At 42.8% G+C, this 15,578-nt stretch carries 16 protein-coding genes; 11 read left to right on the forward strand and 5 right to left on the reverse strand.

Annotated features, from left to right (window positions below):
• Positions 1 to 38: 38 nt before the first annotated feature.
• The 8 genes from ubiE to hemB all read left to right on the forward strand — a co-directional run bounded on the left by ubiE (position 39) and on the right by hemB (position 6,550).
• Entirely contained in the window at positions 39 to 794 is a 756-nt protein-coding gene (ubiE, locus tag Q0V26_RS14650) for a bifunctional demethylmenaquinone methyltransferase/2-methoxy-6-polyprenyl-1,4-benzoquinol methylase UbiE (RefSeq protein ID WP_080158820.1), read from the forward strand.
• A 7-nt stretch (positions 795 to 801) separates the two neighbouring features.
• A complete protein-coding gene (locus tag Q0V26_RS14655; RefSeq protein ID WP_080158821.1) occupies positions 802 to 1,404 on the forward strand; it encodes an SCP2 domain-containing protein in 603 nt (200 codons plus the stop codon).
• 5 nt (positions 1,405 to 1,409) lie between these two features.
• Positions 1,410 to 3,047 carry a ubiquinone biosynthesis regulatory protein kinase UbiB gene (ubiB, locus tag Q0V26_RS14660; protein ID WP_199190812.1) on the forward strand — a complete coding sequence of 546 codons (1,638 nt, stop codon included), beginning with the start codon at positions 1,410 to 1,412 and terminating at the stop codon, positions 3,045 to 3,047.
• 83 nt (positions 3,048 to 3,130) lie between these two features.
• Entirely contained in the window at positions 3,131 to 3,391 is a 261-nt protein-coding gene (gene tatA, locus Q0V26_RS14665; protein WP_080158822.1) for a Sec-independent protein translocase subunit TatA, read from the forward strand.
• Positions 3,392 to 3,394: 3 nt separating this feature from the next.
• Complete coding sequence (gene tatB, locus Q0V26_RS14670; protein ID WP_045036876.1) at positions 3,395 to 3,733, forward strand: Sec-independent protein translocase protein TatB; 339 nt, start codon at positions 3,395 to 3,397, stop codon at positions 3,731 to 3,733.
• Between the two features lie 11 nt (positions 3,734 to 3,744).
• Positions 3,745 to 4,530, forward strand: a complete 786-nt coding sequence (gene tatC / locus Q0V26_RS14675) for a twin-arginine translocase subunit TatC (protein WP_080158823.1) — start codon at positions 3,745 to 3,747, stop codon at positions 4,528 to 4,530.
• A gap of 140 nt (positions 4,531 to 4,670) precedes the next feature.
• A complete protein-coding gene (locus Q0V26_RS14680) occupies positions 4,671 to 5,450 on the forward strand; it encodes a TatD family hydrolase (protein WP_297483064.1) in 780 nt (259 codons plus the stop codon).
• A gap of 59 nt (positions 5,451 to 5,509) precedes the next feature.
• The gene (gene hemB / locus Q0V26_RS14685) at positions 5,510 to 6,550 is read left to right on the forward strand and encodes a porphobilinogen synthase (protein ID WP_080158825.1); all 1,041 of its coding nucleotides are present in this window, start codon (positions 5,510 to 5,512) and stop codon (positions 6,548 to 6,550) included.
• A gap of 59 nt (positions 6,551 to 6,609) precedes the next feature.
• Here hemB and asnC read toward each other — a convergent pair whose 3' ends face one another.
• Positions 6,610 to 7,071: a transcriptional regulator AsnC gene (gene asnC, locus Q0V26_RS14690; protein ID WP_080158826.1), complete on the reverse strand. Its 462-nt coding sequence runs from the start codon at positions 7,069 to 7,071 to the stop codon at positions 6,610 to 6,612.
• Positions 7,072 to 7,247: 176 nt separating this feature from the next.
• Between asnC and Q0V26_RS14695 the strand changes: the two genes are divergently transcribed.
• Together Q0V26_RS14695 and Q0V26_RS14700 are read left to right on the forward strand one after the other, a co-directional pair.
• Positions 7,248 to 8,036: a class I SAM-dependent methyltransferase gene (locus tag Q0V26_RS14695; RefSeq protein ID WP_297483069.1), complete on the forward strand. Its 789-nt coding sequence runs from the start codon at positions 7,248 to 7,250 to the stop codon at positions 8,034 to 8,036.
• Positions 8,037 to 8,137: 101 nt separating this feature from the next.
• The gene (locus Q0V26_RS14700; protein ID WP_297483072.1) at positions 8,138 to 8,623 is read left to right on the forward strand and encodes a hypothetical protein; all 486 of its coding nucleotides are present in this window, start codon (positions 8,138 to 8,140) and stop codon (positions 8,621 to 8,623) included.
• A gap of 363 nt (positions 8,624 to 8,986) precedes the next feature.
• On the opposite strand, the gene Q0V26_RS14705 is transcribed toward Q0V26_RS14700, so the two are convergent.
• The 4 genes from Q0V26_RS14705 to hemC are packed head-to-tail and all read right to left on the reverse strand — an operon-like array spanning position 8,987 to position 13,167.
• Entirely contained in the window at positions 8,987 to 10,174 is a 1,188-nt protein-coding gene (locus tag Q0V26_RS14705; protein ID WP_297483075.1) for a heme biosynthesis HemY N-terminal domain-containing protein, read from the reverse strand.
• Positions 10,174 to 11,472: a uroporphyrinogen-III C-methyltransferase gene (hemX, locus tag Q0V26_RS14710; protein WP_297483077.1), complete on the reverse strand. Its 1,299-nt coding sequence runs from the start codon at positions 11,470 to 11,472 to the stop codon at positions 10,174 to 10,176. Before hemX ends, Q0V26_RS14705 begins: the two co-directional genes overlap by 1 nt.
• A 13-nt stretch (positions 11,473 to 11,485) precedes the next feature.
• Positions 11,486 to 12,235 (reverse strand): uroporphyrinogen-III synthase, encoded by a 750-nt coding sequence (locus Q0V26_RS14715; RefSeq protein WP_297483081.1) that lies wholly within the window; start codon positions 12,233 to 12,235, stop codon positions 11,486 to 11,488.
• Entirely contained in the window at positions 12,235 to 13,167 is a 933-nt protein-coding gene (hemC, locus tag Q0V26_RS14720; RefSeq protein ID WP_297483088.1) for a hydroxymethylbilane synthase, read from the reverse strand. Before hemC ends, Q0V26_RS14715 begins: the two co-directional genes overlap by 1 nt.
• Before the next feature lie 396 nt (positions 13,168 to 13,563).
• On the opposite strand from hemC, the gene Q0V26_RS14725 reads away from it, so the two are divergent.
• Positions 13,564 to 15,578, forward strand: a 2,015-nt coding sequence (locus Q0V26_RS14725) for a class I adenylate cyclase (RefSeq protein WP_297483085.1), incomplete at its 3' end; no start/stop codon positions are given.

Below are 15,578 nucleotides of genomic sequence, written 5' to 3' on the forward strand. Positions count from 1 at the left end.
ATAATGGAATGAGCGCGAGGACACATAATGGATTGAGCATGACGGACACCACACAAGACACGACCCACTTTGGCTTTCGTACCGTGGCCAAAGAGGAAAAAGCAACCATGGTTGCTGAAGTATTCCATTCAGTAGCGGCAAAGTACGACATTATGAATGATTTAATGTCGATGGGTATTCATCGCGTTTGGAAGCGTTTCACGATTGACTGCAGTGGTGTGCGCCGTGGTCAACGTGTGCTTGATTTAGGCGGTGGTACTGGTGATTTAACCGCTAAGTTTTCTCGTATTGTGGGTGACAGTGGACAAGTTATTTTAGCTGATATTAATAACTCAATGTTAAAAGTTGGTCGCAGTAAGCTACGTGATAGTGGCGTGATTGGTAACGTTGGTTATGTTCAAGCAAATGCCGAAGAACTGCCTTTCCCTGATAATTATTTTGATTGTATTACGATCAGTTTTTGCTTGCGTAACGTTACCGATAAAGAACAAGCACTACGCTCGATGTACCGTGTATTAAAACCCGGTGGTCGCTTATTAGTGCTTGAGTTCTCTAAGCCGATTTTAGAGCCTTTATCAAAAATATATGACGCTTACTCATTTCATTTATTACCGAAAATCGGTGAAATCATTGCTCATGATAGCGAAAGTTATCGCTATTTAGCTGAGTCTATTCGTATGCATCCTGATCAAGAAACATTGAAAGGAATGATGGACGATGCTGGGTTTGATCAGACAACCTATTACAACTTAACTGGCGGTATTGTTGCTTTGCACCGTGGTTATAAGTTCTGAGGTCCCTATGCCAATAGATGCATTTGTTACTGGCGCGGTAGAAACAGCGCTTAATCAATTAGTAAAAGACGATGCTGATAGTCAGCGTCGTTTGTCACGCTTACGCGGTAAAGTGATCAGCGTGGTTCTGAATGAATTTGGCAAAACGTTATATTTTGTTTTTAGTCAGCAAATTGATGTATTAGCGGCTTATGAGGGTGAGGTCGATTGTCAATTGGCCCTCAATTTAACGGCGCTGCCTGAATTACGCCAGCAAGCCAATCTCACTCAGTTAATTAAAGCTGATAAGTTATCTCTTGATGGTGACTTACAACTCGCCCAGCATTTTTCTAGTTTATTAGGTGGATTAAAGCCAGATATCGAAGAAAAGCTCGCTTATTACAGTGGGGATGTTGTGGCGCATACGGTGGTTAGCGGCATCAAATCAAGTGGACAGTTTATTCAGCAGCGATTACTAAAACGCCAGCGAAATGTAGCTCAAACACTAACGGAAGAGTGGAAATTATTACCACAGCCATTAGAGATCGCGTATTTTGCTGATCAAGTTGATGACTTGAAATCAGATGTTGCCTGTTTTGAGGCCCGATTAAATCAGCTACTTGAGCGATAATAGCCATGATGACTATTCGTGAATTTAAACGTCTTTACCGTATTATTGAAGTGCAATTGCGTTATGGTTTGGATGATTTTATTCCGCAAGACCCACGAACAGTATTGCCAAAAAAATTACGTAAATCGTTATTCTGGATTAAAAATGAATATCCAGATAAACCTTTAGGGGAGCGATTACGGTTAGCGTTACAAGAATTAGGTCCGGTGTGGATCAAGTTTGGGCAGATGATGTCGACTCGACGTGATTTGTTCCCTCCCCATATCGCCGATCAGTTAGCGTTATTGCAAGATCAAGTGGCTCCGTTTGATGGTCAATTAGCGAGACGCACAATTGAAGCATCATTAGGTGGCCCGATTGAGCAATGGTTTGATGATTTTGATGAGGTCGCGTTAGCTTCAGCTTCGATTGCACAAGTCCATACTGCGACCATGAAAGAAAATGGCCGTGAAATTGTATTTAAAGTCATTCGTCCTGATATTCGTCCTATTATTGAAGCAGATATTAAGCTGATGTACAGGATGGCCGAGATAGTTTCTCGGCTTCAACCACAAGCACGGCGATTACGTCCAGTTGAAGTGGTAAGGGAATACGAAAAAACCTTACTTGATGAACTGGATTTAATGCGTGAAGCGGCGAATGGCATTCAACTTCGACGTAATTTTGAAGGTGATGACACCCTGTATGTACCTGAAGTTTTCACTGATTACAGCAGTGTTAATTTACTGGTGATGGAGCGAATCTACGGGATTCAGGTTTCTGACCTTGATGCCTTAAAAGCTAATGGTACTGATCTGAAATTATTATCAGAAAATGCGGTAAATATATTTTTTACCCAAGTGTTCCGTGATAGTTTCTTTCATGCAGATATGCATCCAGGGAATATTTTTGTTTCCTATGAGCATCCACATGATCCACAATGGATAGCATTGGATTGTGGTATTGTCGGCACGCTTAATCGTGAAGACAAACGTTATTTGGCTGAAAACTTACTGGCTTTCTTTAATCGAGATTACCGAAAAGTGGCCGAATTGCATGTTGATTCAGGTTGGGTACCCGCAGATACCAATATTGACGCGTTTGAAGTTGCTATTCGTACCGTGTGTGAGCCCATATTTGAAAAGCCGTTATGTGAAATATCATTTGGGCATGTATTGTTGAATTTATTCAATACTGCACGTCGATTTAATATGGAAGTGCAGCCGCAATTAGTGTTGTTACAAAAGACATTGCTTTATGTTGAAGGTCTTGGACGCCAGCTGTACCCACAACTCGATTTATGGGCGACAGCAAAACCATTTTTAGAAGATTGGATGTCACGTCAAGTTGGCCCACAAGCCATTATTGATGCAGTAAAGAGTAAAGCGCCATTTTGGGCTGAAAAGTTACCAGAATTACCTGAATTACTTTACGACAGTTTGCGCCAAGGCAAGGTTATGAATCAACGACTCGATACACTCTATGATAATTTCATGGATAGTCGGCGTAACCAAGGTAAGGCAAGATTTTATTTTGGTATTGGTGCCACCATGATGGTGTGTGCTGCCATACTTTTCGGTGATCATGTTACCACCTATCCTGCTATTGCAGCTGGAGCAGGAGCGGTATTTTGGTTGCTGGGATGGCGAGCCTGTCGACAGTAGTCGCTGTAGGTTTCGCCTATACTTATAGTTGCGTGTAACAACGCACTCCGTTATTAACCACATAAAGCTGAGGTAAAATAAGCATGGGTGGTATCAGTATCTGGCAATTATTAATTATTGCACTGATTATTGTTCTGTTGTTCGGAACTAAGAAGTTACGTACATTAGGTGGCGACTTAGGTTCTGCTGTTAAGGGTTTCAAAAAAGCGATTGGTGATGATGATTCAGCACCTGCAGCTAAAAAAGAAACAACAGATGCAGATTTTGAACAAAAGAAAATTACGGATGAACAGCAAGCCGCTGATCAGACAACAACGAGTCAAAAAGACAAAGAGCAGGTTTAAGACGTGTTTGATATCGGGTTCTGGGAGTTAGTGCTGATCTCCGTGGTGGGATTGGTAGTACTGGGGCCGGAACGTCTACCCGTTGCGATACGTACTGTATCGCAGTGGATAGGTGCAGCCCGTAATATGGCAAACTCAGTCAAAGATGAATTGACTCAGGAACTGAAAATTCAGGAACTGCAAGCCAATTTAAAAAAAGCTGAGCAAATGGGAATGAAGGACATCGCGCCTGAATTGCAAGAGTCGGTTGATGAACTTAAAAAAGTCGCCTCTGATGTGCAACGTCCCTATGCTGATAAAAGCGAGCAACCCTCAGCAACGACTTCTAATAAGCAGGAATAAATTACATCACTATGTCGACTGTCGAAGATTCGCAGCCGTTATTCAGCCATTTACTTGAGCTGCGTACACGGATCCTGCGCTCTCTCATCAGCGTGCTAGTGGTTTTTGTCTGTATAGTTTGGTTTTCGAAAGACATTTACGCGTTTGTAGCAGCACCTTTGGTTGAACGTATGCCAATCGGTGCCACTATGATTGCAACAGATGTTGCGTCACCGTTCTTTACACCGATAAAACTCACTTTAGTTACCGCTGTGTTTATTGCTGTACCAATGATTTTGTATCAACTGTGGGCGTTTGTGGCTCCTGGTTTATACAAGCATGAACGTAAGCTTATTATGCCATTACTGGTTTCCAGCTCATTGCTGTTTTATGCCGGTGTTGCGTTTGCTTATTTTGTTGTGTTTCCATTGGTGTTTAAGTTCTTTACCAGCGTCGCTCCGCAAGGGGTTGAAGTTGCAACAGATATTTCAAGTTATCTTGATTTCGTATTGTCGCTATTTATGGCGTTCGGTATTGCATTTGAGATCCCTGTCGCGATTATTCTGTTGTGTTGGACCGGTGCTACCGATCCTGAAACGTTACGCAGTAAGCGCCCATATATTATCGTGGCAGCGTTTGTGGTCGGTATGTTGTTAACACCGCCTGATATTTTATCTCAGACTCTGTTAGCGGTGCCGATGTGCTTGCTATTTGAAGTCGGCTTATTCTTCTCTCGTTTTTACATTCGTAAAGATGATGAAGACGAATATGGCGATGAAGATGAGCCGCAAGACATAAAGAGCATCAGCAAAGAATAGGGTTTATCTCCCTGTGATGATGAAAAAACCGACCTTAGTGTCGGTTTTTTTGTTTCTGTATCGGTGTGATTATCACATAGTCAGTCTATGCTGGGCCCGATATACTGAGGTGAATGAGTTTATCAAGGGATAGAAAAAAAATGATAGATATTGGTATTAATCTGACCAACAGCCGCTTTGATAAAGATCGCGCCGATGTTATTACTCGCGCGCAAGCGGTTGGAGTAAAAGGACTGGTTATTACCGGTACCAGCATTGAAGAAAGTATTGCCGCTCAGCAACTGGCTCAGCAGTGGCCTGATTATTGTTATAGCACTGCAGGCGTTCATCCTCATGATGCAAAATCGGTAACAGATTTCGCTTTACCTCAGATTCGTGCTTTAGCACAACAGTCACAGGTGGTTGCCATTGGTGAGTGTGGGTTAGATTTTAACCGTGATTTTTCACCGCGTCCGCAACAAGAAGCGGTGTTTGAAGCCCAACTAGCGTTAGCAGCAGAGCTTAACTTGCCCGTATTTATGCATTGTCGTGATGCTCATGAGCGTTTTTTAGCTATTTTAAAGCCATGGCGCGATAAGTTACCCGCCGCAGTTGTGCACTGCTTTACTGGCTCGCAGCAAGAGTTGAATGATTGTTTGGCGCTTGATTTACATATTGGTATTACCGGTTGGATCTGTGATGAACGCCGAGGCACTGAGCTGCGCCAAATTGTGAAACATATTCCAAGCCAACGGTTAATGATTGAAACTGATAGTCCTTATTTATTACCGCGTGATTATCGTCCTAAGCCTAAATCGAGCCGTAATGAACCGTTGTATTTACCCCATATTGCTGCCGTTATTGGTGAGTGTCGTGGTGAATCAGCCATAGATGTTGTCAATAATTCTTACCAAGTCAGCCAAGCTTTTTTTGCAATTTGATGCCACCTTGGTGGTGTGAGTGATATTATCAATATTCATTAATCTGTAAGGAGTTTACCGTGTCAGTATCTATTCAAGGTGCGTTTCCCGGACGTCGTATGCGTCGAGTTCGTAAGCATGATTTTAGTCGTCGTTTGATGGCGGAAAACCAGTTATCAGTTAATGATCTTATTTACCCAATGTTTGTACTTGAAGGCACTAATCGTCGTGAAAGTGTCGCTTCAATGCCGGGTATTGAGCGTTTATCAATTGATTTATTGTTAGAAGAAGCAGCGTATATCGCCAGTCTTGGTGTGCCTGCAATTGCGTTATTTCCAGTGGTATCACAACCGTTTAAATCTGAATTAGCTGAAGAAGCATATAACGTTGACGGTTTAGTGCAAACTGCGGTTCGTGCATTAAAAGCGCATGTACCAGAGCTAGGTGTGATTACCGATGTCGCTTTAGATCCGTTCACGGTTCATGGTCAAGATGGCATCATTGATGATGAAGGTTATGTGCTTAATGACATCACCACTGAGATTTTGATCAAACAAGCGCTATCTCATGCTGAAGCCGGAGCTGATGTTGTTGCTCCTTCTGATATGATGGATGGTCGTATTGGTGCAATCCGTGAAGCATTGGAACAAGCGGGTCATATTAATACGCAAATTATGGCTTACTCAGCTAAATATGCGTCAAATTACTATGGCCCGTTTCGTGATGCAGTAGGATCAAGCAGTAATCTTAAAGGGGGGGATAAAAAAACCTACCAGATGGATCCTGCTAACAGTGATGAAGCGTTGCATGAAGTGGCAATGGATATCAGCGAAGGTGCTGATATGGTGATGGTGAAGCCAGGAATGCCGTATTTAGATGTGGTACGTCGTGTGAAATCAGAGCTACAAGTGCCAACGTATGCTTACCAAGTGTCTGGCGAATATGCGATGCACATGGCTGCCTTCCAAAATGGTTGGCTTAAAGAGCGTGAAACTGTGATGGAATCACTAATGTGCTTTAAACGTGCTGGTGCTGATGGCGTGTTGACCTATTTTGCGAAAACAGTCGCAGAATGGTTGGCGGCAGAAGGCGCTGAGCGCGGATTAAATTTGAAAAAATAACGTTTATTGAACGTGATAAAAAGCGAGCTAAGGCTCGCTTTTTTTATGGCAAATTTCCGCTATGGCTTTACATTTCGATTGATCGGATTTTGCAGTGAAATTAAGGTTTCTGTTGATTGTACTTCTTCAATGGCTTGCAGCTTATTGATCAATACATGCTGTAGTTCTTCAATTGAGTGACACATCAATTTAACAAAAATATTGTAAGCGCCTGTGGTGTAATACGCTTCGACAACCTCATCTAGCTGATTGAGTTTTTCAAGCGCTGAGTGGTAATCACGCGCAGCATAAAGGTTGATACCAATAAAGCAGCATACGTCATAACCTAATAATTTTGGGTTAACTATTACCTCGGTCCCGGTAATAATGTTGGAGGCTCGCATTTTTTCAACCCGTACATGGACCGTTGCAGGGCTGACGTTAAAACGTTTCGCCATTTCAGCATAAGGCACTCGCGCATCCGTCATTAACGCGTTAAGAATGTCGCGATCTAAATCATCGATGCGAACAGCTATATTCATCACAATTCCTTTTCAGCAAGGTAAGTTATTCGCTACTTAAGACCATGGTCTATCTTATCCTTATGTTAGGTTGTGATACCAGAGCCAAGCGTGATTTGTAGTGCTATAATTCGCCGCCTAAAGCATCTATCTCCAATAATGGGTGAGATAGATATTGTTTGATATCGGAGAATGCAGTGCAACTAGCCTTACTTTGTGAAGTTCCTCAACGTCAGTCTGAATTAGATCAACTCGCCGCCCGCTGGGGATTGACGCATGATGAGCACAGCTGTTTTGCGTTAGTGTTAACCGCTAACCAATTAGAGCTGCGTAAGTTAGATGAACCTAAACTTGGTGCTGTATTTGTCGATTTAGCCAGTGGCGCGGTAGCACACCGTCGTAAATTCGGTGGTGGCCGTGGGCAAGCTATTGCGAAAGCGGTGGGACTAAAAAATGGGTTAACCCCAACGGTATTAGATGCTACTGCCGGTTTAGGCCGCGATGCGTTTGTGCTCGCGTCGTTGGGTTGTAAGGTGCAATTAGTGGAGCGTCATCCGGTGGTCGCAGCTTTACTTGATGATGGCTTAGCACGTGCGAAAGCGGATCCTGAAATTGGTCATTGGGTCAGTGAGCGGATGCAGTTATTACATGCATCGAGCCAAGATGCTTTATTACAGTTAGCTGCCGATAAAGATTTTGTTGCCCCTGAAGTGATTTATTTAGATCCGATGTACCCGCATAAAAAGAAATCGGCATTGGTGAAAAAAGAAATGCGCGTTTTTCAAACCTTGGTGGGTGCAGATTTAGATGCTGATGAGTTATTTGCGCCAGCGTATGCATTAGCCACTAAACGGATTGTGGTTAAACGTCCTGACTATGCTGAATTTTTAGCAAATACGAAGCCATCGATGGCGATCGAAACCAAGAAAAACCGCTTTGATATTTATGTGAAAGCGAGCATGAAGAATAATGACGAGCCAAAATAAAAATTTACAAATTTAAGCTTCAAGCGCACACTCTATGCTGGAATTACGAATCATTATCGTTTAATGTTCGTGGAACTGGTTATTTGAGTGAGGGTCTGTTGATGGTTAAATCTTTATGTAGGTATCGTCGTGCTGAAATTGCCGATCAATTTGCGACGATCACTAAGATAGTCAGTGAACCAACATTTATTTGCGCGAGTTGCACCCGTGTGGCGAGTGATAAAAACTATTTATGTAAACCGAGCCGTTTAACCAATATGGTATCAGCAACAGCCGCAACATTGACACCAATGCCAACACCCACGCCGATGATGACGTTGGCGGCCTCAACTGCGCTGACTTCTGATACGATCAATGTGCACCAATTACCGATGCCAACTGCGGTGGGACAAAGTCGAATTGAGATGGTAACCATTGTTGAACAAGCAGAGGTGCTTGAACAGCCAGATAGGTTGTTAGAACAAACGGAAAAATTGAAAAAATTAGCTAAGAAAAAAAATAAACTCTTAAAAAAAGCGGCTAAAGCGGTGAAGAAGTTTGATAAGCAATTACGTAAAACAAAACAAACGCTTGGGTTAACATGCTAATTTAGCGTTCACTGCACAATGATCACTAATAAAAAAGCCTCCCTAGGGAGGCTTTTTTATTAGTATTTGTTTATTAATCAGCGTGTTTATTAATCAGCGTGTTTAATTAATACAGCCATCATAACGCCAACAATCACAGACACTACAATACCTGAAACAATGATCCAAGGAAGCATATCCATAACAGTTATCCAAATGTTAAATAAAAAGAGTAGAGAGGCTATTGAATCGTGTTTGTCGGTTAGGAGCAATGGGGTAGATATACCTTGTAATGGCTGTTTACATATAGAAACATGTTAATGCTGAAACTGTTATCCAGACGAAAAAAAAGCGCCGTTAAGGCGCTTTTTTCAGGCTTAAAATTTAAGCTTGATCGGGTTTTGCTAATTGTAGCGCTTGACGAGAAACTTCAGCTGCAGCTTGTTTATCGCCGAGTTGTTCAAGCGTCGCCACCAAATGAGCATAATCGGTGACGTCTGGACGTAATGCGATGGCTTTTTCTAGGTGCTCTTTAGCCGGTTGCCATTGTTGATCAGTCATTAACATCTGCCCTAATGCACTTTGTAAGGTTGGATTATTACCGTTGTTGGCTAATAAATCCTGTAGGCTCACAATGGCTGGGTGACGATCTGGCAGTGTTAATTGTGGCATTAAGCTAATTAACGCCTGCTCAGGGTTTTTCTTAACAGCATCACGCAAGATAGGGAAGGCATCAGCATCAGCATGGCGAACTATCATCTGTTTAACAAAGCACGCGACTAGCGCTGGATTGTGTTTGTCTTTACGGTTGAGGCTATTCCAGTAACCCATTAAACCATCACTGCCATTTTGTTGGCTAAGATGGTGCATTTGACCACATTGCGCTTGCACGTCGAGTTGAGCGGCTTCTGCGGCAGTGATGACATCTGCTTTAGTCAATTGGGGTAGCAATACTTGCAGTGCTTTCCAATCTTCTAATTGTAAGTAACACTGCTTTAGTAGGCTTAGTATCATTGGATTACGCGGGCTGGTTGGCTGTACATCTTGTAATGTTGCAAGAGCCTGTTCAAACTGTTGTTGACGAATTTGAAGCTGAGCGCGAGTTAGTGCGACAGCAAGACTTTCAGTATCTTGTTCAGCTGCGAGTTGTAAGTATTGATCTCGCTGTTGAGTTTTACCTAGCCCTTGTGCAGCCTCTGCAGCAGCTAAGTAGTTTAGAATTGGCGCATCGCTAAATTTTGCTGATTTAGACAGCATTTTCTCTGCGGCTTTCCAATCACCTTCTGCAACTTTCAATAGGCCTTCTGCGGTATTGCGACGTGCATTACGAACTTGGCGGCCACTGAACCAACCACGGGTTGAGCTACCAAAAGAAAATAAGCGACGTAAAATAAATTCAAGTACAAAAAAGATCGCAACGATAGCAATCGCAACGATAATCAGTGTTGTTAAACTCATTTCAATGGTTTGATTGGCAAACGAGATCAATACATAACCTTGGTGGCCTGCAAGATCAGGGCTGACAATGATACCGGCAATCAGAGCGATGACCAATAACAACAATTTAACCATTATTTAGTCTCCTCTTTAGTGGTGTAAGTCACTACCGCTTTGTTATCGGTTGCTGTGTTTTCAGCTACGGTTGCTTGTTGGATCTGTTTCTCAACTGCTTTTTTTACCGCAGGTGCTGCATTTTTAATTGCCGCTGGCGTTGTTTTTGTGGCAACAGGTTCGCTAAGGGCGGTAATTTTGTTGCGTAATACTTGATTCACGAGTTGGGTGATCAAGGTTTGTGATTGCAACTTTGCAGGGTAATCAACCGCAACATTTTGTGGCTCTAATTGTTGTAGGCCAGCAATAAAACTTTGTGTTTTGGGCGATGATAAGTCGTAGTACTGTTGTGACCACTTGATCGCGGTTGCAATTGAATCACGGTAAACTTGGCCTTGACCGCGGTATACGGCGGCGATAGCTGTCTCAAGTTTGTTGGTGATATTTTGCTGCAGGTAGAAATCTTGTTGCGGTGATAGTAACGGTACAACACTGCCATCCCGCTTGCGGTAAGTAATGAAATTTTCACTAAAGTTTTTCAGTGATGTCATTAAATTATTTTTCCAATCATTAACCGATTGGCTAACGGTTGGATTTTGCTGTGGTTCTGCTTTGGCTAATACTGCATTGGCTAACGGTAAGCTATCAATGCTATTTTCAAGGCTGTTAAGACGCAATACGATGCCATCACGATCAACGACAGTAATTGATTTCAACGCAGTAATATCATTACTCATTGCCTGGCGCAGATTTTTAAGGCTTGGATCATTGAGTTCTGCAATGCGGTGATCAGCGGCTTCAAGTAATAGTGTAGCGCTGGTAACGTCATGCTCTAGCCATAGTTTACGGCCTGCCATTTTAACTAAATAATCGGCTTCGGCTAATAACCAATCATTAGGCTCTTGGCCTTTTAAATCAGCAATGGCTGTTTGAATTGAATCAATTGATTTTTGCTGTTGGCTAATACCTTGCTCAACTTTCTGCTGGGCAGTGCTAAGCTCATTATTGACCATTGAAATGGTTTGCTGTTGGTCAGCTTGCATTGCGGCTTTCATAGTCGCAATTTGTTGTTGTAAGGCGGCAACTTGCTGCTGTTGTTGTAAACCTTGCTGATGGCCGTGGTAGTAAAGACCACCACCGAGCGCTAATACTAATGCAATTGCAACCCAACCAGTTTTACTGCCTGATTTTTTTTGTTTAGCGGCCGTAGGCGCTGCTTTAGTCGAATTTGAGCCGCTATTTTTTGAGGCACTAACAGTAGGCTTGTCTTTAGTTGCTGGCGCTGCTGTTTGGTTTGTGTTCATTTTTTTGTCTGTCATCCTAATTATTCCATTAGCTTACGTTGCTTTTTAGGAACGTGAATAACGCCTGATTAGCGGCGCTTCCCACGGTGGAAATATGTTTGTAGCCAAGCGTCGATGCTTGGTCTGCGATTCGTCGACTTGGTACGAAAAGGTGGCAATTATAAAGCCAAGCCAAATCTTCAGTTGGAATTAATCCCGTTAAGTATATTAATTGTTCACTGCTTGTGACAACTAGAGCGTGAATTTGCTGTTGTTGCCACTGTTGAGCTAATCGTGTTGCATCGAGAGTCAGCCAGTTGCGTTGATAAGTTTCACAATAACTAACTTGAGCCTGACGAGCGGTTAATGCTTGATAGATTAATTCGCGGCCACCATTGCCTCGTAAGATTAATACTCGCCGTTGACGAATATTCGCAAGTTCAGGTAAGGCTAATAGTGTTTCACTATCATGCTGACCTTGTGGTGAACTCACGGGTTGCTGGCAGGCTTGTGCTAACGCTGCCGCGGTCTTATCACCAACGGCTATATAATGCATGTTTTTTGGCCATTCTGCACCTTGTGATGTCAAGTAATCAGTCGCAAAGCGCACCGCATGGTAGCTAACTGCGATGATGTAGTCACCTGGTTGCAGTTGTTGAATTTGTTCTATTAATTTATTTATATATTTTCCTTGCTGAACCTCAAGCAAAGGTTGAGCAATAGCGCTGATCGCCACTTGATTAAGTTGTGCGGCCAATTGATCGCATTCTGGTGCAGGACGGGTGATCAGCACGGTCATTAGGCGTTACCGTATAAGCGATCGAGGATCTCTTTAGCACCGTTAGCTAACAATTCATCCGCTAAGGTTAGACCTAATTGTTCTGCATTTTCAATTGGGCCGCTAATTTCAGCACGAACAATGATGCTGCCATCAGGTTCTCCGACAAGTGCACGTAACCAAATTGTGTCGTCTTGTAATTCGGCATAGCTACCAATAGGCACTTGGCAACCACCTTGAAGGCGATTATTCATTGCTCGCTCACACAAAACCCGTGTCGCTGTTGGTTGGTGATTGAGTGGTGCAAGCAATTGGCGTACGCGTTGGTCATCCAAGCGACACTCAATGCCTACTGCGCCTTGACCGACTGCAGGGAGGCTAGTTTCAGGGGCAATTTCACAGCGAATACGATCATTCATTTTCAGGCGTTTTAGGCCTGCAGTTGCTAAAATGATGGCGTCATATTGACCTTCATCAAGCTTACGCAAACGAGTATTCACGTTACCACGCAAATCATTAACGATTAAATCTGGACGTTGAGATCGAAGCTGACACTGGCGGCGTAAGCTGGAGGTACCAACAATCGCACCTTGGGGTAAATCATCAATTGAATCGTAGGTGTTTGATACAAAAGCATCACGTGGATCTTCGCGCTTACAGATAGTCACTAAGCCAAGACCTTCCGGAAACTCCACTGGTACATCTTTCATTGAGTGCACCGCGATATCCGCACGACCTTCTAGCATTGCGACTTCAAGCTCTTTGACAAAGAGGCCTTTACCCCCCACTTTTGCTAAAGGTGTGTCTAAAATAATGTCGCCTTTTGTTACCATTGGTAATAGCTCAACAACGAGCCCTGGATGAGCTTGTTCTAGTTCAGCTTTGACAAATTCTGCTTGCCACATAGCTAATGGGCTTTTACGTGTCGCAATGCGAATTGGTTGAGTTGTCATCATAGTAAAGAGGGTCCGTTAACCAAGGTTATTATTTTTTCTGTTGAGTATCGTACCACTACCTAAGCATGGATGATAATTCGTGTATTGCGGTTCCTGATTCCAAGCGTTATTGTGTAGCTAATGAGACGAGAAAATGTGATATTTATCGCAATAAGTCGTTGCTCAGTGACTGATTACAGCCTCAGTATTGGTTGTTCGTTACTGAGACGATTTAACGTCTTACTATTATGGATGAATCATAGACAGTTGTTATTGGCCATGCATGGCATTATCTTTACCGTAGGTGTTAAAAATGATACATTGATCACGTTTTTTTCTCATTTTGAATAAAATTTACGCTATTAATGTCAAACTGCGGGCCGCACTAACACTGCTAGCTCTTGGAAGAGTAATTTGCAAAATTATATCAAGACGCTAAAAGGTAGACTGGACTCATTGACTGAGCTTCGCATTGAACGTGCGCGTTTAGCAATGAATGAGCCATCGGTACAGATTTTTGATTTGTTGCCTGTCTTATTACATTATAACCACCCAGCCTTACCCGGGTATCTTGATCAACAAGTGCCGCAGGGAATTGCGCATTTTGTCGCCACTGACGTACAACAGCAATTTGTTAATAATTGTGCGCGTACAGCAAAAATGCCGATTGCCCCGATCGTGGTTGCTGATGCCGACTGCCCAATCACTGGCCTTTACGCCATGGGTAGTACTTCTTCTATGGGACAAAGTCTCACCAGCGATCTCGATATTTGGGTGTGCATCCCCACTTCATTAAACTGTCAAAGCCGAGAAGCACTCGACAGTAAATGTAGCTTGGTTTCTAAATGGGCGATGGAACAAGGGGTTGAAGCTAACTTCTTTTTGATCGACGAAAACCGTTTCCGCGACAATTTTTCTGAAGCCATGACTGGTGAAAACTGTGGCTCAAGTCAGCATTTATTACTACTTGATGAATTCTATCGTTCTGCAGTATGCCTAGCGGGATTACCTTTATTATGGTTTATGGTGCCACCAGAGATGGAAGAGTGCTATGACCAATATATCGATGATCTGGTTGCGAAAGGCTATATTGAGCGTGACCAATGGATTGATTTTGGTGGCTTGATGCGTATTCCTGCTGAAGAATATTTTGGTTCTAGTTTATGGCAGCTCTACAAAAGCATCGACTCTCCCTATAAATCGGTATTAAAAGCGATTTTGCTTGAAGCTTATTCATGGGAATACCCACATACACAATTATTAAGCCTTGATGGTAAACGCCGCTTCTTTGCTGAAGATCGCAGTGAATATTGCATGGATGCTTATTATTTGATGCTTGAAAAAGTGACCCGTTATTTAGAGCGTATTGATGATCATCGTCGACTCGATTTAGTCCGTCGCTGTTTCTATCTTAAAACCCATGAGAAATTAACCCGTAAGCCAACCTCTGGTTCGGTGGAGTGGCGTCGACAGGCGTTACAGCATTTAACCGAGCAATGGCAGTGGTCGACAGAAGTTGTTGCGGCGCTTGATAATCGCCGTGATTGGAAAGTCACCCAAGTTAAGCAAGCGCATAATGAATTGCTTGATGCGTTGATGCTTAGTTATCGAAATCTGATTCGTTTTGCTCGTCGCAATGATATTACTTCGGCGATTAGCCCTGAAGATATCAGTATTCTGGCGCGTAAATTATATGCTGCGTTTGAGGTTCTGCCTGGAAAAGTGACCTTATTAAATCCACAAATATCACCGGATTTACATGAGCCTGATCTGAGTTTTATTCAAGTTCCTGAAGGGCGAACCAATACTGCGGGTTGGTATTTATATAAGCAGCCGATAGAAGCGAAATATATTTTAGGTCAGCCATCATTAGAGCATAACCGCTACTTATCAAAATTAGTCGCGTGGAGCTATTTTAATGGTTTGCTAACAGAATCGACCCACTTGCACACCGTGGCGCGTAATGCCGATATGGATTTGGATAAGCTGTATCAATTAGTGAGTGATATTCGTAATACTTTTCCAATTCGTCGCCCTCATCCGGGTTTACAAGCATTATCAAGCCCGTGTGAAATTCGTCAATTAGGGTTGTTTGTTAATTTAGAAAACGACCCAACGACAGAACTGAAAAATCGTTCAGTACGGTTTGACTTTAAAACCACTGATATTTTCAGCTATGGACCAGAACAGAAATGTTTAGTTGGCAGTGTTGATTTGGTCTACCGTAATTCGTGGAATGAAGTACGAACCCTAAATTTCAGTGGTAATTATGCGATGCTGGATGCGTTGAAAACCATGCTCGGTAAAATGCACCACGATGCGATTCCACCAGAAGCGATTGATGTGTTCTGCTATAGCAAACATATGCGGGGGTTAATTCGTAACGTGGTCTATCAATTGGTGGCTGAGTGTATTGAAATGCGCTTAAA

Source organism: uncultured Photobacterium sp. (genome assembly GCF_947039875.1).
Lineage (GTDB): Bacteria > Pseudomonadota > Gammaproteobacteria > Enterobacterales > Vibrionaceae > Photobacterium.

Excerpts from the sequence above, each read along its gene's own strand:
- asnC (WP_080158826.1), bottom strand. The coding sequence starts at position 7,071 with ATGAATATAGCTGTTCGCATCGATGATTTAGATCGCGACATTCTTAAC.
- tatC (WP_080158823.1), top strand. The coding sequence starts at position 3,745 with ATGTCGACTGTCGAAGATTCGCAGCCGTTATTCAGCCATTTACTTGAG.
- Q0V26_RS14705 (WP_297483075.1), bottom strand. The coding sequence starts at position 10,174 with ATGGTTAAATTGTTGTTATTGGTCATCGCTCTGATTGCCGGTATCATT.
- ubiB (WP_199190812.1), top strand. The coding sequence starts at position 1,410 with ATGATGACTATTCGTGAATTTAAACGTCTTTACCGTATTATTGAAGTG.
- Q0V26_RS14715 (WP_297483081.1), bottom strand. The coding sequence starts at position 12,235 with ATGACCGTGCTGATCACCCGTCCTGCACCAGAATGCGATCAATTGGCC.
- ubiE (WP_080158820.1), top strand. The coding sequence starts at position 39 with ATGACGGACACCACACAAGACACGACCCACTTTGGCTTTCGTACCGTG.
- Q0V26_RS14680 (WP_297483064.1), top strand. The coding sequence starts at position 4,671 with ATGATAGATATTGGTATTAATCTGACCAACAGCCGCTTTGATAAAGAT.
- tatA (WP_080158822.1), top strand. The coding sequence starts at position 3,131 with ATGGGTGGTATCAGTATCTGGCAATTATTAATTATTGCACTGATTATT.
- hemC (WP_297483088.1), bottom strand. The coding sequence starts at position 13,167 with ATGACAACTCAACCAATTCGCATTGCGACACGTAAAAGCCCATTAGCT.
- hemX (WP_297483077.1), bottom strand. The coding sequence starts at position 11,472 with ATGACAGACAAAAAAATGAACACAAACCAAACAGCAGCGCCAGCAACT.
- Q0V26_RS14700 (WP_297483072.1), top strand. The coding sequence starts at position 8,138 with ATGGTTAAATCTTTATGTAGGTATCGTCGTGCTGAAATTGCCGATCAA.
- Q0V26_RS14655 (WP_080158821.1), top strand. The coding sequence starts at position 802 with ATGCCAATAGATGCATTTGTTACTGGCGCGGTAGAAACAGCGCTTAAT.